Source organism: Pseudomonas grimontii (genome assembly GCF_007858185.1).
Lineage (GTDB): Bacteria > Pseudomonadota > Gammaproteobacteria > Pseudomonadales > Pseudomonadaceae > Aquipseudomonas > Aquipseudomonas grimontii.
Map to the genome: position 1 here is coordinate 177069 of NZ_VFES01000012.1, position 18165 is coordinate 195233.

General features: G+C 62.1%; 17 protein-coding genes. 9 read left to right on the forward strand and 8 right to left on the reverse strand.

The genetic code is table 11. The features are described 5' to 3' along the window. Positions 1-83: 83 nt before the first annotated feature. Positions 84-683 (reverse strand): class I SAM-dependent methyltransferase, encoded by a 600-nt coding sequence (locus FIV39_RS19560; protein ID WP_090407865.1) that lies wholly within the window; start codon positions 681-683, stop codon positions 84-86. Between the two features lie 101 nt (positions 684-784). Then, the gene (locus FIV39_RS19565) at positions 785-2155 is read right to left on the reverse strand and encodes a glutamine synthetase family protein (protein ID WP_090407868.1); all 1371 of its coding nucleotides are present in this window, start codon (positions 2153-2155) and stop codon (positions 785-787) included. A gap of 344 nt (positions 2156-2499) precedes the next feature. Here FIV39_RS19565 and FIV39_RS19570 point away from each other — a divergent pair, with 344 nt between their 5' ends. Further along, on the forward strand, positions 2500-3273 hold the full coding sequence (locus FIV39_RS19570) for a transporter substrate-binding domain-containing protein (RefSeq protein ID WP_090407870.1): 774 nt from the start codon (positions 2500-2502) through the stop codon (positions 3271-3273). 50 nt (positions 3274-3323) lie between these two features. Next, complete coding sequence (locus tag FIV39_RS19575; protein WP_090407873.1) at positions 3324-4160, forward strand: cache domain-containing protein; 837 nt, start codon at positions 3324-3326, stop codon at positions 4158-4160. A 195-nt stretch (positions 4161-4355) separates the two neighbouring features. On the opposite strand, the gene FIV39_RS19580 is transcribed toward FIV39_RS19575, so the two are convergent. Beyond that, a complete protein-coding gene (locus FIV39_RS19580) occupies positions 4356-5873 on the reverse strand; it encodes an MDR family MFS transporter (protein WP_146371584.1) in 1518 nt (505 codons plus the stop codon). 66 nt (positions 5874-5939) lie between these two features. Further along, entirely contained in the window at positions 5940-7124 is a 1185-nt protein-coding gene (pobA, locus tag FIV39_RS19585; protein WP_186731542.1) for a 4-hydroxybenzoate 3-monooxygenase, read from the reverse strand. 189 nt (positions 7125-7313) lie between these two features. On the opposite strand from pobA, the gene FIV39_RS19590 reads away from it, so the two are divergent. Beyond that, positions 7314-8192, forward strand: a complete 879-nt coding sequence (locus FIV39_RS19590; RefSeq protein ID WP_090407879.1) for a helix-turn-helix domain-containing protein — start codon at positions 7314-7316, stop codon at positions 8190-8192. On the opposite strand, the gene FIV39_RS33040 is transcribed toward FIV39_RS19590, so the two are convergent. Next, complete coding sequence (locus tag FIV39_RS33040; RefSeq protein WP_167361130.1) at positions 8185-8361, reverse strand: hypothetical protein; 177 nt, start codon at positions 8359-8361, stop codon at positions 8185-8187. The two genes, FIV39_RS19590 and FIV39_RS33040, sit on opposite strands and share 8 nt — an antisense overlap. Positions 8362-8461: 100 nt before the next feature. Continuing rightward, positions 8462-9367, reverse strand: coding sequence for a LysR family transcriptional regulator (locus FIV39_RS19595; RefSeq protein ID WP_090407882.1), 906 nt, complete (start codon positions 9365-9367; stop codon positions 8462-8464). Between the two features lie 107 nt (positions 9368-9474). On the opposite strand from FIV39_RS19595, the gene FIV39_RS19600 reads away from it, so the two are divergent. Both FIV39_RS19600 and FIV39_RS19605 read left to right on the forward strand, forming a co-directional pair. Beyond that, on the forward strand, positions 9475-10338 hold the full coding sequence (locus tag FIV39_RS19600) for an MBL fold metallo-hydrolase (protein ID WP_090407885.1): 864 nt from the start codon (positions 9475-9477) through the stop codon (positions 10336-10338). A gap of 34 nt (positions 10339-10372) precedes the next feature. Further along, complete coding sequence (locus tag FIV39_RS19605) at positions 10373-10987, forward strand: NAD(P)-dependent oxidoreductase (protein WP_090407888.1); 615 nt, start codon at positions 10373-10375, stop codon at positions 10985-10987. A gap of 138 nt (positions 10988-11125) precedes the next feature. Here the strand turns inward: FIV39_RS19605 and FIV39_RS19610 are convergent, their stop codons facing one another. Then, a complete protein-coding gene (locus FIV39_RS19610) occupies positions 11126-11998 on the reverse strand; it encodes a LysR substrate-binding domain-containing protein (RefSeq protein ID WP_090407891.1) in 873 nt (290 codons plus the stop codon). Between the two features lie 111 nt (positions 11999-12109). Here FIV39_RS19610 and FIV39_RS19615 point away from each other — a divergent pair, with 111 nt between their 5' ends. The 4 genes from FIV39_RS19615 (at position 12110) to FIV39_RS19630 (ending at position 17750) form a co-directional block, all read left to right on the forward strand. Continuing rightward, positions 12110-13735 carry a 5-guanidino-2-oxopentanoate decarboxylase gene (locus FIV39_RS19615; RefSeq protein ID WP_090407894.1) on the forward strand — a complete coding sequence of 542 codons (1626 nt, stop codon included), beginning with the start codon at positions 12110-12112 and terminating at the stop codon, positions 13733-13735. Continuing rightward, a complete protein-coding gene (locus FIV39_RS19620; RefSeq protein WP_090407897.1) occupies positions 13732-15174 on the forward strand; it encodes an aldehyde dehydrogenase family protein in 1443 nt (480 codons plus the stop codon). Before FIV39_RS19615 ends, FIV39_RS19620 begins: the two co-directional genes overlap by 4 nt. Before the next feature lie 315 nt (positions 15175-15489). Next, complete coding sequence (locus FIV39_RS19625) at positions 15490-16677, forward strand: cyanate transporter (protein WP_090407900.1); 1188 nt, start codon at positions 15490-15492, stop codon at positions 16675-16677. A gap of 137 nt (positions 16678-16814) precedes the next feature. After that, a complete protein-coding gene (locus FIV39_RS19630) occupies positions 16815-17750 on the forward strand; it encodes a LysR family transcriptional regulator (protein ID WP_090407903.1) in 936 nt (311 codons plus the stop codon). Positions 17751-17775: 25 nt separating this feature from the next. Here FIV39_RS19630 and FIV39_RS19635 read toward each other — a convergent pair whose 3' ends face one another. Continuing rightward, positions 17776-18138 carry a 5-carboxymethyl-2-hydroxymuconate Delta-isomerase gene (locus tag FIV39_RS19635; RefSeq protein ID WP_090407905.1) on the reverse strand — a complete coding sequence of 121 codons (363 nt, stop codon included), beginning with the start codon at positions 18136-18138 and terminating at the stop codon, positions 17776-17778. Between the last annotated feature and the right edge of the window lie 27 nt (positions 18139-18165).

The following is an 18165-nucleotide window of genomic DNA, read 5'->3' on the forward strand; positions in this document are numbered from 1 at the left end:
GAACGGGGCTAGCGAGCATCCGCAGTGCACAGGCAACCATGAAAACTCAGACAGGAGATGAAGAATAGTCCGACAAGCGGGAGTTATCCTTTCTTACGAAGAACGTAGACCCGCCACAGGCTCGAGCCCGGAATGAATTCCTGGTGATTCAAGACCTTGAATCCGGCTTGGCGAAATTCCTCCTCCACGGTGGTACGCGAAAGCACCGAGACAATCACCGTGTCGCGGCTGACCCGATGAAACTCGCGCAGCAACGCCATGCGCCCTTCGCTGCTGGGCACATGACGAAACAACTCCAGGCAGAAAATGCAATCCACCGCATTCGCTGACAAGCCGATGGAAAACGCCGAGCCCTGGAAGGTTTTGACGCGTTTGAGCAATGACGCCGGATGGTGGGTGCGGGCGTGGTCGAGCATGTCCTGGGAATTGTCCGAGGCCAGGATCACCCGGTTGATGTGCTCGGCCAACACTGGCCAGAAGCGCCCCGAACCGCAGGCCAGGTCCAGGATCAGCCCCGGCTCGCCGGCAACTTTGAGCGCTTGGCGCACCAACCACTCGTCGCGCCATGACGCCAGGCGCTGCCGCAGTCGCGGCGGGCGCGTGTCACCACAGACCCTGGCGTGCTCAAGGCCACAGCGTTCGGCGTATTCGATCTCGATGGAAGAAGGAGGTTGTGGCGACATCGCAGGCTCATGTGACTGAAACGGTAGTGAACGACCTTGTTTCGCAGCTTAACCATTGCAACGTGAAAAAAAGGTCGAAACCCTCACCCTCGTAAAAGTCATCACGCCTGATGCAGGTACCAGCGCCAGTCCTGCTCGCCCACCTCGCCCATGAACTGGCGATATTCAGCACGCTTCACCGCCAGGTACACGCCCAGGAACTCACTGCCGAACGCCTCCCGCGCCCAGCTGGAAGCTTCCAGCGCGCGCAGGGTGGTGAGCCAATCGGTAGGCAGCAACTCCTTGGCCTGGGCGTAGCCGTTGCCTTCCACCGGGGCGCCGGGGTCGCGTTGTTCGCGAAGGCCACGGTGGATGCCCGCAAGGATCGCGGCGGCCGCCAGGTAAGGGTTGGCATCGGCGCCGCAAATGCGGTGCTCGATATGCCGGGAGTGGGCCGGACCGCCTGGCACCCGCAGGCTGACGGTGCGATTGTCCACGCCCCAGGTGGCGGCCAGTGGCGCATAGCTGTTGGTTTGGAAGCGGCGATAGGAGTTGGCGTTGGGGCAGAACATCAGCAGTGAATCGAGCAAGGTGCTGAGCATGCCACCCACTGCGTGGCGCAGCAGTGGCGTGCCGTCGGCGGCTTCACTGGCGAACAGGTTGTTGCCCTCGGCGTCGGCCAGGCTGACGTGCATGTGCATGCCGGTGCCCGCCAGGTCGTCGAATGGTTTGGCCATGAAACACGCAGCCATGCCGTGTTTGTGCGCCACTCCTTTGACCAGGCGCTTGTAGCGCACCGCTTCGTCCATGGCTTGCAGGGCGTCGGCGCGGTGTTCCAGGGTGATCTCCACCTGGCCTGGGGCGTATTCGGAGATCGCCGTGCGCGCCGGGATGCCTTGCAGTTTGCAGGCGCTGTAAAGGTCGGCGAGGAACGGTTCGATCTGCTCCAGCTCACGCAGGCCGTAAACCTGGGTCGAGCGCGGACGGCCACCATCCACATCCCGTGCCGGTTGCGGGCGGCCATTGCTGTCGGGCTTCTGGTCGAGCAAGTAGAACTCCAGCTCCGCCGCCATGACAGGGTAATAACCGTCGGTGTTCAGGCCTTCGATCACCTTGGCCAGCAAATGCCGGGGGTCGGCCACGGTGGCGGGCAGGCCTTCGGTGGGGTGCATGCTGACTTGCACCGCAGCGGTCGGGATCAGCCGCCACGGCATGCGTTGCAAACTGCCGCTGATCGGGTAGGCGCGGCAGTCGATATCACCCACCTCCCAGACCAGCCCGGAATTTTCCACATCGTCGCCATTGATGGTCAGGCCGAGGATGGTGCTGGGCAGCGGTCGGCCACTTTCATACACCGCCAGCAGTTCATCGCGGTGCAGCAACTTGCCGCGCGGTACGCCGTTGTTGTCGAGGATAAACAGCTCGAACATCTCAATATCCGGATGCTGTTCAAGGAAGGCGTGGGCTTCGTGCAGGCTGGCAAAAACACTCATGGGGGGTTCTCGTACGTTTGTTTCAGGCAGGCGCGCACATGCGTGCGTCATCCATGGGGAAAATCAGCGTAGGAGAAGGGAATCTGGCGGGCGCGCGTGGCGGCAGTGGAACAGGGCCCAGAAGGCAAGCTCAGACGGCAATGTCGCAGGATGAGTGTCGGGGCAGCCGTCCATGGGTGAATCACAATGATGGAGATACGCCAGCCTCACACGCCCGCCTAGGTGTTTAAATTCAGGGTTGCCGGAGTTTGGTTGCAACTTGGCTAAACATTCGCCGCGCCTTGCTACCTTAGCCCTTGCTGGAAATAATGACCGCCCCGATCAGGCCCCAAGGACTCGACCGCATGACAGCACCTTTAGCCCTGTGTGTACTGGCAAGCCTGGCGACCAATGCCCTGGCTGACACCGCCCCCTCGCGCCTCGACCAGGTGCTTGAGCGCGGCACCCTCAGCGTCTGCACCACTGGCGACTACAAGCCCTACACCTCGTTGCGCGCCGACGGCAGCTATGAAGGCATCGACATTGCCATGGCCGAGTCCCTGGCCAAGAGCCTTAATGCCAAGATCCAGTGGGTGCCCACCACCTGGAAAACCCTGATGCCGGACTTCCTCGCCCAGCGCTGCGACATCGCCGTGGGCGGGATTTCAGTGTCGCTGGAACGCCAGAAAAAAGCCTTCTTCAGCCAGACCCTTGGGGTCGACGGCAAGATCCCGCTGGTGCGTTGCGCCGACGTTAAGCGCTACCAGACCGTGGAGCAGATCAACCAGCCCCAGGTGCGCGTGATCGAACCAGCGGGCGGCACCAACGAAGTCTTCGCTCGCGCCCACCTGGGCCAGGCGCAAATCCGCCTGCATGACAACGTGACCATCTTCGACGAACTGCTGGCCGGCAAGGCTGACGTGATGATCACCGACGCCAGCGAAGCGCGTTACCAGCAGAAGCAAAAACCTGGGCTCTGCGCGGTCAACCCGGAGCGGCAGATGCAGTACAGCGAAAAAGCCTTCCTGCTGCCCCGCGATGATGTGGCGTGGAAGAGCTATGTCGACCAGTGGTTGCACCTGAGCGTGGCCACCGGGGTGTACGACGGCATCGTCAACCAATGGTTGGCGGCGCCCTGAGCCAGAGCCGTCTACGCTGTGGTCACATCAATAAGAACGAGGGACGAAACATGAAGGGACTGCTCCGCGCCACCTGGCTGGTGCTGTTGTGTTTCAGCCAGGTGCACGCCGACACGCCGGATGAGGACGCCCTGGCCGCCAAGGCCCTGCTGGGAAAAGCCCTGGCCTACTACCAGACCAACGGTGACAAGGCCTTCGCGGCGTTCAGCCGCCAGGGCGAGTTCATCGACCACGACCGCTATGTGTTCGTGGTCGATACCCAGGGTGTACTGCTGGCCAGTGGCGGCCCCTCCTCCGCCTTGATCGGCCGCGATGTGTCCGAGGTACTCGGGCCGGACTTGCGCCAGTCATTCAAGGACGCGCTCACGGTGCCGGAAAGCCAAGGCATCCAGCAGGCCGATTACCGTTGGCAGAACTGGAACGACGGCAAGGTCGAGCATAAGCATGTGTTTTACCAGCGCGTCGGCGAGCGCATCCTGGCCGTGGGTTATTACCTGCCGCGCGCCACACCGGAACAGGCCCGGGCCCTGCGCGACAAAGCGGTGAACGCGCTGCACAAGGATGAAACCGGCACGCTCAAGGCTATCAACGACTTGCAGGGCGGCTTCCTTCAGGATGACCTCTACGTGTTTGTGGTGGACTTGAACACCCAACGTTACGTGGCCCATGGCACCAACCTGCGACTGATCAACACCGACTTCAGCAAGATCAAGGACCCCGACGGCAAGCCGGTGGGCAAACCGATTCTCAAGCTGATGGCCGAGCAGGACCAGGGGGAATACAAATACCGTTGGAAAAACCCGGTGACGGGCAAGGTCGAGAACAAACACGCTTATCTGCGCAAGGCCGGGCATTTCATGGTTGCGGTGGGTTACTACAGCCCCTGATCTGAACTGGAATGCATTCAAATGTGGGAGGGGCGGTGCCCGGCAGATAAGGCACCTGTGGCGAGCGGGCTTGCCCCGCGTTGGGCTGCGTAGCAGCCCCTGTAAGGAAGAATGCGGTGTATCAGACACTCTGTAGAGGCTGGTTTTGGGGCTGCTTCGCACCGCCCCTCCCACATTAGGTCTCTATTGTGTCAGTCAGCGGGTTTTGTCTTCCCGCCCGCGCAGCACGCGATTGGGCATTGCGATCGCCGCCGCCAACCCCAGCAGCGACACCGCCGCACTCACCATCAGCAAATGCCGGAACGTCACCCCCAACTCCCCGCGCAGAGCGTCCTGCGCCGGGCCGGGGGCGGCGTTCAAACCATCCAACAGCACGTTGCCGGAACCGCCCTCCGCCACCAGCGCACCGCTGGCCAGGTGGGCGAAGCTGGAGTCCTGCAACAACGCCAGCAGCAACGCCGACATGCACGCCACCCCCACCGCGCCGCCCAGGGAACGGAACAGGTTGGTGGTGCTGGTGGCGACGCCGATGTCGCGTTGATCTACCGAGTTCTGCGAACCCACCAGGGAGGTGGGGAACTGCATGCCCGCGGCGATCCCGCACAGCAACATGAACACGCCGGTCAGCAGCACGTCCTGGGGTGCACTGAAGGCCATGCCCAGAATCGCCAGCGGGCTTAACAGCGCGCCACTGAGGATCATCGGTTTGTAGCGCCCGGTCACCGAGGTCATGCGCCCGGCGGAATAGGCGCCGATGGGCAGGCCCATCGCCAGGGGCAGCAAATGCAAGGCGGCGCTGTCGGCACCGCCGCCGGTCACTGTCTGAAAGCGCAGGGGCATCAGCACTGTCAGGGAAATCGCCTGGAAGCTGGTGAAAAACACCGTGCACCAACACAGCACTGCGCTGCGGTTGGCAAACAGATGCATCGGCAACAAGGGCTCCCGCGCACGGCGCTCTTGCCAGACAAACAGGCTCAACGCCACCAGCGCACAGGCCAGCAACCCCAGCACTTCATCGTCCCGCCAAGCATGGCCCTGGCCGATTTCGGTAATGCCCAGCAACAAAGCGCTTAAGCCGACGATCATCAGCACAGTGCCGAGGTAATCGATGATCGGCTTGCGTTGCGGCACCGGCAGCCCCACCAGGGTTCGATGGGCCACGTACCAGGCAGCGGCGCCCAAAGGCAGGTTGATCAGGAACACCCAGCGCCACGACAGGTACTCAGTCATGTAACCGCCCAACACCGGCCCGGCCACGCTGGCCACCGCGTACATACCGCTGAAATACCCCTGGTAACGCCCGCGCTCACGGGGCGGGATGATGTCGCCGATGATCGCCTGGCTCACCGAGATCATCCCGCCGGCACCGATGCCCTGCAGCACCCGCGCCAGCACCAGTTGCTCCATGCTCTGGGCCATGCCGCAGAACAACGAAGCCACGGTAAACAGGCCCATGCCGATCAGCATCATCGGCCGACGCCCGTAGAGGTCACCGAGCTTGCCGTAGATCGGCACCGCCACCGTCATCGCCACCATATAACCGGAGATCACCCAGGCCAGCAGGTTGACGTCGTGGAATTGTGCAGAGATGGCGGGCATGGACACGGCGACGATGGTTTGGTCCAGGGCACCGAGGAAGATCGCCATCATCAACGAGGCGAGAATACTGCGCACCGCGGGGAGCGGTGGCGTGGGCTGATTGAGCTGAGTCACGGCAGAACCTTCGAGCAGGGCCCGCGGGAAGAGGCGGCCCGCGGGAATGCTCGATACGATAGCAGGCTATTCGATAGGCTCGTAAGGAAGTCCGACGTAATTTTCCGCAATGGTCCTGCGCCCGGCTTCGGAGTGGATGAAGTACTCCAGCTCGCTCTGGGCAATGCGCTGGCTGAACCCGTCGGACTCAGGGAATTGATGCAACATCGAGGTCATCCACCACGAAAACCGTTCGGCCTTCCACACCCGGCGCAGGCAGATGGCGGAATAGCGTTCCAGCAAGTCCACCCGTCCCTCGCCATACACCTTGAGCAAAATCCGGAACAACGTGCTCACGTCGCTGGCCGCCAGGTTCAAGCCCTTGGCCCCGGTGGGCGGGACGATATGGGCCGCATCGCCAAGCAGGAACAGGCGTCCGTACTGCATCGGTTCCACCACGAAGCTGCGCAGTGGCGCGATGCTTTTTTCGATGGATGGACCGGTGACCAGCTGTTCAGCCAAGGCGTTGGGCAGGCGGGTTTTCAGTTCCGCCCAGAAGCGTTCGTCCGACCATTCGTTCACCGGCTCCTCGGCCGGCACTTGCAGGTAATAGCGGCTGCGCGTCGGTGAACGCATGCTGCACAGCGCAAAGCCCCGGTCGTGCTTGGCGTACACCAGCTCCGCGTGCACCGGCGGTGTGTCGGCGAGGATGCCCAGCCAACCGAAGGGGTAGACCCGCTCGAAGACCTTCAGCGACTCAGCCGGGATCGACTGGCGCGCCACACCGTGGAACCCATCACACCCGGCGATGTAGTCGCATTCCAGGCGAAACGCCTCGCCCTGATGCTCGAACGTCAGCCAGGGTCGATCACTTTTAAGATCATGGGGCTGCACGTCGCGCGTTTCATACAGCGTGGTGGCGCCAGCAGCGGCGCGGGCGGCCATCAGGTCGCGGGTGACTTCGGTCTGGCCGTAGATCATGACTGATTGGCCGCCGGTCAGCGTCTTGAGGTCGATGTGGGTCAGTTGACCGTCCAGCGCCAGCTCGAAGCCATCATGCACGAGGCCTTCGGCATCCATGCGCTGGCTCACGCCCGCCTCGCGCAGCAGGTTGACCATGCCTTGTTCCAGCACCCCGGCGCGGATGCGGCCTTGCACGTAATCGGCACTCTGGCGCTCCAGGATGAGGGTCTGGATACCGGCGTTGTGCAACAGTTGGCCAAGCAACAGCCCGGAGGGACCGGCGCCGATAATGGCGACTTGGGTTTTCAGCGTTTTCATTATTTTTATCGCCCGCAAATTCCACACGAACGGATCGAGTGAAAGAGTTGTCATTGATCTGGTAGCTGACAGTTTTCACTTGAGTGAGCAGTATAAGAAGGTGAAAACTGCGACAAAACCTGCGCTTTTTGCCAATTCGGGCGATTACCGCACCACTGTCCTGAGTATCGGATTGAAACCATGACCAACACCGCGATTCCGGTCTTCAAGCTTTACGGAGAAAGCCAGCAATGGCCGACCCCCGATTTGTTGCACTGCGAAACCATTTCCCGGCGCAGTCGGGAATACCAGTGGGAAATCCAGCCCCATCGGCACGCGGATTTGTGCCAACTGCTGTACGTGCACAAAGGCCAGGCCGAGTTGGAAATCGAAGGTCAGCGCACCACCCTCAACGAAGCCACACTGCAAGTCTTGCCGCCGTTGTGCGTGCATGGGTTTCGTTTTGCCGAAGATGTCGAAGGCTATGTGGTCACCCTGGCAGCGCCGCTGGTCAGCCACCTGCAAGCCCAACTGGGCGCAACGGCAGGCGGTCTGCAGACCCTGGGCAGTTACCCGGCGGGCAAGGACAGTGACTACCTCAACAGCCAGTTCGCCCGCCTGCAGGATGAATACGCCGACGACCAACCGGCCCGGGACATGATGATGCACGCGCTGGTCAGTGTGCTGCTGGTGTGGCTCAGCCGCCAGGCCATCCAGCGTCGCCACCCGCGCGCGCCAAGGGGCCGCGAGTATTTCCGGCGCTTTACGCAATTGGTTGAACAGCACTATCGGGAACACCCGAAGATTGAGGATCTGGCCCACAAGCTGGGTATCTCGGTCTCACACCTGAATGGGACGTGCCGGGAGCTGGGCGGGCAGCCTGCCTTGCAGATCATGCATGACCGCCAATTACTCGAAGCCAAGCGCCTGCTGACCTACACCAGCATGACCATCAACGAAATGTCGGAAGTACTGGGTTTTTCCGACCCGACCAACTTCTCTCGGCTGTTCCGCCGACGGGTCGGGTTTTCACCCAAGGCGTTTCGCGAGCAACTCAAGGCCGAACAACCGCCTACCTGAGTGCACTGAAACTGCCGGTGTGGGGAACGCATTGGTCCTGATGGCAGCTGATCGCAAAGGTCGGCTGCATACGGGTCTGTTCCACGCGGTAGGCGGCAGTTCCGTACAGGGCGCTGGCCAGGGCGCAGAGGGTGAAAATCATCAGGTATTTTCTGGTTTTGATGCTCATGGCACAGACCTCTGAACGGATCTACAGGGTGCTGTTTAAAGCATAGGCCAACCAGGGCGAGTTGCCATTATTGGGCGACATTCAACAGGGTTATGTCGCCTTAGAGACCCATGTCCCACACCGGCTCCTCGGGGAACCTCACCACCAGGAAATCCAGCAGGCTGCGCAGCGCCGAAGGCATGTGCTTGCGCGACGCATAGACCGCGTAGATGTTCATCTGCCGGGGTTCGGCCTCGGGTAGCAGACGTACCAGTTCACCACGGCGGATGTGATCGCCGGCCTGGTAGCTGGGCAACATCGCCACCCCGGCCCCGGCCAGCGTCACGCGTAACAACGTACTGGCTTCGTTGGCGGTGATATTGCCGTGCACCGGCACCGACACGTGCTCGCCCTGTTCCTCGAAATGCCACAGGCTTTTGCCGAAGTACGAGTGGGTCAGGCAGTTGTGCCGGGCCAGGTCTTCGACTTTCTGCGGCGCCGGGTGCTCCAACAGGTACGCCGGGGTTGCGCACACCACGGAGCGACAGACCGTCAAGCGCCGGGCGATCAGGTTCGGGTCCAGGTCGTTACTGGTGCGGATGGCCAGGTCGATGCGCTCATCCACCAGGTTCACCGTGCGGTCGAGCATTTGCAGGTCAATGGTCACCAAGGGGTAGTGCTTGACGTACTCAGCGATGGCCTCGGCCAATTGCGCCTGGCCGAACGAGGTGCTGACACTCAGGCGCAACAGGCCACGGGGCGCGTTATCGGGCTCACTGACGGCGGCCTGCATATCGCCGCACAACTCCAGGAGTTGCCGACACCGTGGCAGGGTTTCGCTACCCGCCGCCGTAAGGCTGAGCTTGCGTGTGGTGCGGTGCAACAGGCGCGCGCCGACCCAGTCTTCCAGCTCGGCCAGGTAACGCGACACCACCGGGCGCGACAGGTCCAAATGGTCGGCAGCGGCGGACTGGCTGCCCAGGTCCACCACAGTGACAAACACGCGCATTGCTTGAAGACGATCCATGATTTGCCCGATTTCAGAAACAAACTATGTTCCAGCATCGCATTTTTAGTCTTGTTTAGTGCAACTAAGCTCTGTGCATCCTTTGAATCGACTGCTGGAGCTGTCCAATGTTCTCAACCCTCAAGCGCTTGACCTTCACCGCTGCCTTGGCATTTGCCGGCCATGCAGCGGCGGCCGACCTGAGCCTCGACGTGTACAACCCAGGCGAGGCGGCGATCTTCCCGGTCAGCTCGGTGCTGGTCAGCGGCGCCAAAGACGCGATCCTGGTGGACGCGCAATTCGGCAAGGGCCAGGCCGAACAACTGGTGCAGAAGATCCGCGCCAGCGGTAAACACCTGACCACCATCTACATCAGCCACGGCGACCCGGATTACTACTTCGGCCTCGACACCCTGACGGCCGCGTTCCCCGACGCCAAGGTGCTGGCACCGCAACCGGTGGTCGACCATATCAACGCCACCGTGGCTGGCAAGCTTGAGTTCTGGGGCCCGAAAATGGGTGCCGACAAACCCGGCAAAACCATCGTGCCGCAAGTGTTGCAAGGCCACAGCCTGACCCTTGAAGGGCAGCAACTGGAGGTGATCGGCCTGGACGGCCCGCAACCGGACCGCAGCTTTGTGTGGATCCCGTCGATCAAGGCCGTGGTCGGGGGCGTCGTGGTCTCGCAGAACATTCACCTGTGGATGGCCGACACCCAAAGCGCGCAATCCCATAAAGACTGGCTCACCACCCTGCAACGCATCGAACAATTGAAGCCACGCACGGTGATTCCAGGCCACTACCTGGGCACACCGTCGCCGAAATCCGTGGCCTTTACCGCCGACTACATCAAGGCCTTCGACGTAGAAACCGCCAAAGCCAAGGATTCCGCGGCCCTGATAGCGGCCATGAAAAAGCGTTACCCCACCCTCGCCGACGAAAGCTCGCTGGAACTGAGCGCCAAAGTCGCCAAGGGCGAAATGAAGTGGTGAACGACTTTAAACCCTAATCGTACTGGAGAACGTCATGAGCAAGATCGCAATCATTGGGGCCACCGGCCGTGCCGGCAGCCAATTGCTGGAAGAAGCACTGCGTCGTGGGCATAGCGTGGTGGCTATCGCGCGTAACACCGACAAGCTGGCTGTCCGCCCCGGCGTCACCGTCAAGCAGGTTGATGCACTGGATGCCAATGCCCTGGAACAAGCCATCAGCGGCAGCGATGTGGTGATCAGTGCGGCACATTTCGCCACCCTGCCCGCCAGCGCCGTGATCGGCCCGGTGAAACACGCCGGGGTGAAACGTCTGCTGGTGGTGGGCGGCGCCGGTTCGTTGCTGCTGCCCGGTGGCGGGCGGGTGATCGACAGCGAGGGCTTCCCGGCTGAATACAAGGCCGAAGCCAGTGCGGGCGCCGAATTTCTTGACGTGCTGCGTCAGGAAAAGGACCTGGATTGGACGTTCCTGTCGCCGTCGGCCTTGTTCGATGGCACAGAGCGCACCGGTAAATTCCGCCTGGGCCAGGATGATTTGCTGGTGAGCAGTGACGGTACCAGCTCGATCAGCTTTGCCGACTACGCCATCGCCATGATCGACGAAGTGGAAGCACCGAAGCACTCGCGCCAGCGCTTCACCGTCGGTTACTGACCCAGCGCGGTCAAGAAATGTGGGAGGGGGCTTGCTCCCGATAGCGGTAGTTCAGTTGGAGCCTCTTTGACTGACACACCGCTATCGGGAGCAAGTCGAACCGTCGCACCGCCCCTCCCACATTTGGATCTTCAGCGCCTACGACTGTTGCGCCTGGCTCACTAACCAATCCATCAGCGCCTCAAGCCCTGCCGACGGCACCGTTCCCGGCGGATACACCAGGTAATAGCCCTTCCCCGTCGGCACCCGCAGTTCAAACGGCATCGCCAAGCGCCCCGCCTTGAGATCCTCGCCCATCAACGCACTGTCGCCCATCGCAACCCCGGAGCCCTGCGAGGCAACGTTCATCGCCAAATCCAACGTCTCGAAATGATGCCCCTGACTCACATTGCTCAACTGCGTATCCGCCGCCTTGAGCCATCGCGCCCAATCGCGCTCGTCCCGCGTGGGATGCAGCAGCACTTGTTGCTGCAAGTCCGCCAGGGTGTGCAAACCGGCGAGCAGCGCGGGGGCGCAGACCGGGGTGAGTTGCTCATCGAACAAATGCCGCGCCTCGGCCGACTGCTCGGCAATGGGCGCATAGATCACCGCCGCGTCGAATTGCTCGCGGCGAAAATCCACGCTGTAGGCCACGGTGGTGGTGAGTTCCACCGGCACATCCGGGCGTTCCTTTTGCCACTGCATCAGGCGCGGCAACAACCAGCGCATCACACAGGTGGACGCCTTGATTTGCAGGGTATGGCGACGATTGCCGATCTGCTCCACCGCGTCACCGAGCAGGCCGAACACCTGCTGCACCCGTTGCGACCACTCGCGCCCTTCTTCGGTCAGGCTCAACCCCCGTGCCTGGCGCTGGAACAAGGCGTAGCCCAAATGGCTCTCAAGCCCGGCGATCTGCCGGCTCACCGCGCCTTGGGTGATGTGCAGTTGCTCGGCGGCACGGGTGAAGTTGCAGCACTGGACCGTGATCCAGAAGGTATGCAACGCGGGCAGTGGCGGAAGGCGTTTCATAAGGTCGCAGCCATGACGTGAGGACATGGCTAGTATGACTTTTTATCGATTGTTGCCGCTACGGGCCAGCCGTTCCAATACCGCCACGAATCCATAACAAGAGCGACACCCATGGCGACCTGCGGCGAAGTACTGGTGAACCTCCTGGAAGGCTACGGCGTGGACCAGGTGTTTGGTATCCCCGGCGTGCACACCGTCGAGCTGTATCGCGGCCTGGCCCGCTCGAACATCCGCCACGTCACCCCACGCCACGAACAAGGCGCGGGCTTTATGGCCGACGGCTATGCGCGTACCAGCGGCAAACCTGGCGTGTGTTTCATCATCACCGGCCCCGGCATGACCAATATCACCACGGCCATGGGCCAGGCGTATGCCGACTCGATCCCGATGCTGGTGATTTCCAGCGTGCAATCGCGCAGCCAGTTGGGCGGTGGGCGCGGCAAGCTGCATGAGCTGCCGAACCAAGGCGCGATGATGGCCGGCGTGGTGGCGTTCTCCCATACGTTGATGTCGGCAGCGGAGTTGCCTGCCGTGCTGGCGCGGGCGTTTGCGTTGTTCCAGGCCGGCAGGCCGCGCCCGGTACATATCGAGATTCCGTTGGATGTGCTGGTGGAAAACGCCGATGCACTGCTCGGCAGTCAACCAGTCAGCGTCGCCCGCGCAGGCGCGGCGCCGGCGGCGGTCAAGCAGATGAGCCAGTTGCTCGTCGCCGCCAAACGCCCGCTGATCCTGGCCGGTGGCGGCGCGATTGAGGCGGCCGCCGAATTGACCCGCCTGGCCGAAGCCCTCGGCGCGCCGGTAGCCCTGACTATCAACGCCAAGGGCATGCTGGCTTCCGATCATCCGCTGCTGATCGGCTCGACTCAGTCCCAGGTCGCGACCCGCGCGCTGGTCGCCGAGGCCGATGTGGTGCTGGCCATCGGCACCGAGCTGGCCGAGACCGACTACGACGTGACCTTCGCCGGTGGCTTCCAGATACCCGGTGCGCTGCTGCGCATCGATATCGACCCCGACCAGACCGTGCGCAACTACCCGCCGCACCTCGCACTGGTGGCCGACGCAAAGATCGCCGCCGATGCCTTGCTGACCGAAGTGAACCACACGCCGCTGGCCCCTCGTCACACCGACTGGGGCACTCAGCGCGTCGCGCGCTTGTGGGCCGAACTGAACCCCACCTGGGACGCCGCCACCCGTGCGCAAACCCTGTTCCTCAACACGGTGCTGGAAGAACTGCCGGGCGCCGTGCTGGTGGGCGATTCGACCCAACCGGTGTACAGCGGCAACCTGACCCTGAACCTTGACCACCCGCGCCGCTGGTTCAATTCCTCCACCGGCTACGGCACCTTGGGCTACGCCCTGCCGGCCGCCATCGGCGCGTGGCTGGGGCGCGGCGATGGGCAGCCGGTGGTGTGTTTGATCGGCGACGGCGGGCTGCAATTTACCCTGCCGGAGCTGGCCAGCGCGGTGGAAGCGTGCACGCCGATCATCGTGCTGCTGTGGAATAACCAGGGTTATGAAGAGATCAAGAAATACATGCTCAACCGCGCTATCGAACCGGTCGGCGTAGACATCTACACTCCGGACTTTATCGGCGTGGCCAAGGCGCTCGGCAGTGCTGCCGATAGCGCTCACAGCGTTGAACAGTTACGCAGCGCCTTGCGCGCCGCCGCCGATCGCCCGGGGCCGACGCTGATTGAGATCGACCAGGGCCTATGGATGAAGGAGGTCGCGGTATGAGCGCAGTATTGAACGGTGTGTATATCAACGGCGCATGGCGTGCAGGCCATGAAGTGCTGGAGGTGATCAACCCGGCCACCGAGGCGACTCTGGCGCGCATCAGCGTCGGCGATGCGCAGGCCGTGACCCACGCCGTCGATGCGGCCAGCGCGGCCTTTATCGACTGGTCGAACAGCACCGGCCGTGATCGCGGCGCACTGCTGCGCAAAATCGCCCAAGGCGTCAGCGAGCAGCGCGAACAGCTGATGCACGTGCAGTCGAGCAACAACGGCAAGCCCCTGTTTGAAGCGGGCATTGATGTGGACGACGTGATCGCCACGTTCGAATACTACGCCGGCATCGCCGACGCCATGGACGCCGGCCAGGACCGCCCGGTGGCGCTGCCCAGCGATGACTTCAGCGCGCGCCTGCGCCGTGAGCCGTGCGGCGTGGTGGGGCTGATCGTGCCGTGGAATTTCCCGATGGTCACCACCGCGTGGAAACTCGCCCCGGCCCTCGCCGCCGGTTGCTGCGTGGTACTCAAACCGTCGGAAGTTACGCCGTTGGCGGAGTTGCAGTTGGCGCAAATCATCGCTGACGCTGGCTTCCCGGCCGGGGTGTTCAACCTGGTGTGCGGCACCGGCTTGGCCGTTGGCGCACCGTTGGCGGCAGACCGTCGGGTGGCGAAGATTTCCTTCACCGGCAGCAACGCCGTGGGTGTACAGGTGATGCAACGCGCAGCGGAAACCATCAAGGGCGTAAGCCTGGAATTGGGTGGTAAATCTTCGCTGCTGGTACTGGCGGATGCCGACCTCGACCTGGCGGTGGAGCTGGCGTGTGGCGGTGGTTTTTTCAACGCCGGGCAAATGTGTTCCGCCACCAGCCGCGTGCTGGTAGCCGACAGCCTGGTGGATGAGTTCCTGCAGCGTTTGCAGGCACGCGCTGAAGGAATTCGCGTCGCCGACCCGTTTGCCGATGACGTGGAAATGGGCGCGCTGATCAACCGCGTGCAGTATCAGCGGGTGCTGGGGCATATCCAGCGTGGCGTCGAGGCTGGCGCGCGGTTGTTGTGTGGTGGTGAACGCCCGGCGAATCTGGCGAAGGGCTACTTCATTCGCCCGACGGTGTTTACCGACGTGCCATTGGACAGTGCGTTGTGGAACGAAGAAATCTTCGGCCCGGTGCTGTGTGTACGACCTTTTGCCACTGAGCAAGAGGCCATCGCCCTGGCCAACGACAGCGAGTTCGGCCTGGTGGCCAGCGTGGTCAGCCGTAGCGTCGAGACCACCGAGCGCGTGGCGAATGCCTTGCAGGCCGGGTTGGTGTGGATCAACGCACCGCAGGTGATCTTCCCACAGACCGCATGGGGTGGTTACAAGCAGAGCAGTATCGGCCGTGAGCTGGGCCCGTGGGGGCTGGCGGCGTTTCAGGAGATCAAGCATGTGATCCGGTCTAACTGACGGCGCAGAACAACTGTGGGAGGGGGCTTGCCCCCGATAGCCATAAGTATCTACACAACTTCAGTAGGATAACGCGTAGCAGCTGTCGAGCCTTGGCGAGGCTGCGTTTGCGGCGCGTCTGACACACCGCCGACGCAGCCTCGCCAAGGCTCGACAGCTGCTACGCAGGGGGCTCGGCTCAAGATGTGTAGATACTTATGCCCCGATAGCGGTGTTTCAGTTAACTGCAATTTTTAGATAGCCCCTGCGACTTTCTGATTTGCCCCCCTCCCTCATGCGTGGCCTGATTCGCCCTTGTTCATTCAAGGCAGGCCCATGGAAAACGTTCAGGCAAAACCCACCACCGCCGTGTGGCTGATGATCAGTGTCATCCTGGTCGCCCTTAACCTGCGGCCGTCGATGGCCGCCGTGGGGCCGTTGTTGTCGTCGATTCGCGGCGAGGTGCCGTTGAGTTTCAGCAGTGCGGCGCTGCTGACCATGTTGCCGGTCATGGCCATGGGCCTGGCGATGTTCTTTGGCATGGGCCTGGCCAAGCGTTTTGGTGAGCACCGCAGCATTGTGCTGTCGCTGCTGGTGATTGGCGCGGCGACGTTGTCGCGGTTGTTCCTGGATTCGGCCATGGAATTGATCGTCAGCGCGATTGCCGCCGGTGTGGGCATCGCGATGATCCAGGCGTTGATGCCGGCCCTGATCAAGTCACGGTTCAGCGACAACGTGTCGTTGTTCATGGGCCTCTACGTCACTGCCATCATGGGCGGCGCGGCGCTGGCCGCAGCGTTCTCCCCCTTCGTGCAGGTGCAAACCGGCAGCTGGCGCATCGGCCTGGCAATCTGGGCGTTTCTGGCACTGCTGGCCCTGGTGTTCTGGTACGCCCAGCGGTCGGTGTTGCCACCGCTGCCCCAAGCCGCCGCCGGCCCTCAGGAATCGTTTTTCGGCAACGGTCGCGCCTGGTTGCTGGCGATCTTTTTCGGTCTTGGTACAGCGTCCTACACCTGCGTACTGGCGTGGCTGGCGCCGTACTACGTGGAGCAAGGCTGGAGCGAACAGAATGCCGGGTTGTTGCTGGGTTTTCTGACCGCGATGGAGGTGGTGTCCGGCCTGGTCACGCCGGCCATCGCCAACCGTCGCCGGGATAAACGCGGGGTGGTGGCGGTGTTGCTGGTGCTGATCATCCTCGGGTTCTGCGGCCTGATCCTCAGCCCGCAACACCTCAGCTTGCTATGGCCATGCCTGCTCGGCCTGGGGATCGGCGGGTTGTTCCCGATGAGCCTGATCCTGTCCCTCGACCACCTCGACAACCCGCGCCGCGCGGGGGGCCTTACCGCGTTCGTGCAGGGCATCGGCTACCTGATTGCCGGCCTGTCGCCACTGATCGCCGGGATGATCCGCGACCAGTTGGGCAGCTTCGAATGGGCCTGGTGGTCGCTGACGGCGGTGATCGTGGTGATGCTGCTGATCGTCACACGCTTCAACCCAAAGCATTACGCAGAACATATTCGCTGACGTCGTGTTGCAAACAGTATTTGTCCCACACCAAACATAGAAACGCCCTACAGAGCTTTCTATTGGCACGGCCGTTCCGTTAAGCTTTCGCGCTGTCTTGTACTGACTTCGGTACATGGGGTTTACGGACGAAACCGATGTTAAACAGTAACTTGCTCAGAAAACTCGATATGCAGGACTTGATGGTGTTTATCGCCGTCTATGACCAGAGCAGCGTTACCGAGGTGTCAGAAACGCTGTTCGTCAGCCAGTCCACCGTGAGCTACAGCCTGAAGAAACTGCGTACCAGTTTTGAAGACGAGCTGTTTATCAACACGCGGGCGGGCATGCGGCCTACGTACAAGGCCACCACCATGTACGCCCATGTGCAGAAGATCCTCGAAAGCATCAACCTGTGCCACGCCGGTGGCCAGGCCTTCGACCCGACCCAGAAGGCCGTGACCTTCAATGTCTGCGCGCCGGAGTACTTCGAACAACTGATACTGCCGCGCCTGCTGAAGAATTTCGACCGCGCCGACCTGCCGGTGATCGTCAATGTGCAGAAACTGGAAGCCGACATCCCCGCCGATGACCTGCGCGAAGGCCGCCTGGACCTGGTGATCTGTTTCGGCCCGCACTTTCACCGCGCCCACAAAGACTTCAAGACTCAGATGCTGCTGGAGGACGATTTGGTGTGCGTCTTCGATAAACGCTCGGCACCGCGCGAGCCGGCATTCAGCCTGCAATCGTTCGTCGAGCGGCGCCACGTGTACCCCACGCCATGGACGTCCGACACCAACATGATCGACGGCTGGCTGGCGCGCCAGGCCCGCAAGCGCCAGGTGATCGCCCGGGCCAACAGCTACAGCGCGGCCTTGAAGATGATCACCGGCACCGACTTCATCGTCACCCTGCCGCGCCGCGTGCAAAAACTGCTGGCGCCGGCGACGGTGTTCGGCCACTGCGAGGTCCCCAACGGGTTGCCGGGGTTCACCCTGGATATGCAGTGGAATGAAAGCAGTGAACAGGACAGTGCCAATACCTGGTTTCGTGAGCAGGTAGTGAAGGTGTGTGCGGATCAGGGATTACTCTAACGCCCTCGCCACGATTGATTGCGGGTTAGCCGAGGGCGACCTTGCTGTAGGAATCGCGATCCATGTCGACCAGCAGGACGCTGAGCTGAACCTGTATATCCGCCGGCCAGTCACCCATATCCTGCAACGCTGCCAGCAGGCTTTGCGACAATTGCTGCTTGACCTGCGGCGACCGTCCGCTGAGCAGCGACAGCTTCACCGCGATGAAACCGCGTGGGTTGAGGGAGGTACCCACCTGAAAAATCTCGACCTTCACCGCGCGGCTTTTGATATCGAACTCGGAACCGAACTGCCCGGACGCCATCAGCACATTGTTGAGCCGCAACAGGGTTTTCTCGACGGCCAGGTTTGTCAGGTTGGCGGTGTATTCCAAGTGCAGGTGTGGCATGGATGACTCCGAGTCATTCGTAGGAAG

Excerpts from the sequence above, each read along its gene's own strand:
- FIV39_RS19635 (WP_090407905.1), bottom strand. The coding sequence starts at position 18,138 with ATGCCACACCTGCACTTGGAATACACCGCCAACCTGACAAACCTGGCC.
- FIV39_RS19610 (WP_090407891.1), bottom strand. The coding sequence starts at position 11,998 with ATGAAACGCCTTCCGCCACTGCCCGCGTTGCATACCTTCTGGATCACG.
- FIV39_RS19560 (WP_090407865.1), bottom strand. The coding sequence starts at position 683 with ATGTCGCCACAACCTCCTTCTTCCATCGAGATCGAATACGCCGAACGC.
- FIV39_RS19630 (WP_090407903.1), top strand. The coding sequence starts at position 16,815 with ATGTTAAACAGTAACTTGCTCAGAAAACTCGATATGCAGGACTTGATG.
- FIV39_RS19615 (WP_090407894.1), top strand. The coding sequence starts at position 12,110 with ATGGCGACCTGCGGCGAAGTACTGGTGAACCTCCTGGAAGGCTACGGC.
- FIV39_RS19570 (WP_090407870.1), top strand. The coding sequence starts at position 2,500 with ATGACAGCACCTTTAGCCCTGTGTGTACTGGCAAGCCTGGCGACCAAT.
- FIV39_RS33040 (WP_167361130.1), bottom strand. The coding sequence starts at position 8,361 with ATGAGCATCAAAACCAGAAAATACCTGATGATTTTCACCCTCTGCGCC.
- FIV39_RS19600 (WP_090407885.1), top strand. The coding sequence starts at position 9,475 with ATGTTCTCAACCCTCAAGCGCTTGACCTTCACCGCTGCCTTGGCATTT.
- FIV39_RS19595 (WP_090407882.1), bottom strand. The coding sequence starts at position 9,367 with ATGGATCGTCTTCAAGCAATGCGCGTGTTTGTCACTGTGGTGGACCTG.
- FIV39_RS19565 (WP_090407868.1), bottom strand. The coding sequence starts at position 2,155 with ATGAGTGTTTTTGCCAGCCTGCACGAAGCCCACGCCTTCCTTGAACAG.
- FIV39_RS19575 (WP_090407873.1), top strand. The coding sequence starts at position 3,324 with ATGAAGGGACTGCTCCGCGCCACCTGGCTGGTGCTGTTGTGTTTCAGC.
- FIV39_RS19625 (WP_090407900.1), top strand. The coding sequence starts at position 15,490 with ATGGAAAACGTTCAGGCAAAACCCACCACCGCCGTGTGGCTGATGATC.
- FIV39_RS19620 (WP_090407897.1), top strand. The coding sequence starts at position 13,732 with ATGAGCGCAGTATTGAACGGTGTGTATATCAACGGCGCATGGCGTGCA.
- FIV39_RS19590 (WP_090407879.1), top strand. The coding sequence starts at position 7,314 with ATGACCAACACCGCGATTCCGGTCTTCAAGCTTTACGGAGAAAGCCAG.
- FIV39_RS19605 (WP_090407888.1), top strand. The coding sequence starts at position 10,373 with ATGAGCAAGATCGCAATCATTGGGGCCACCGGCCGTGCCGGCAGCCAA.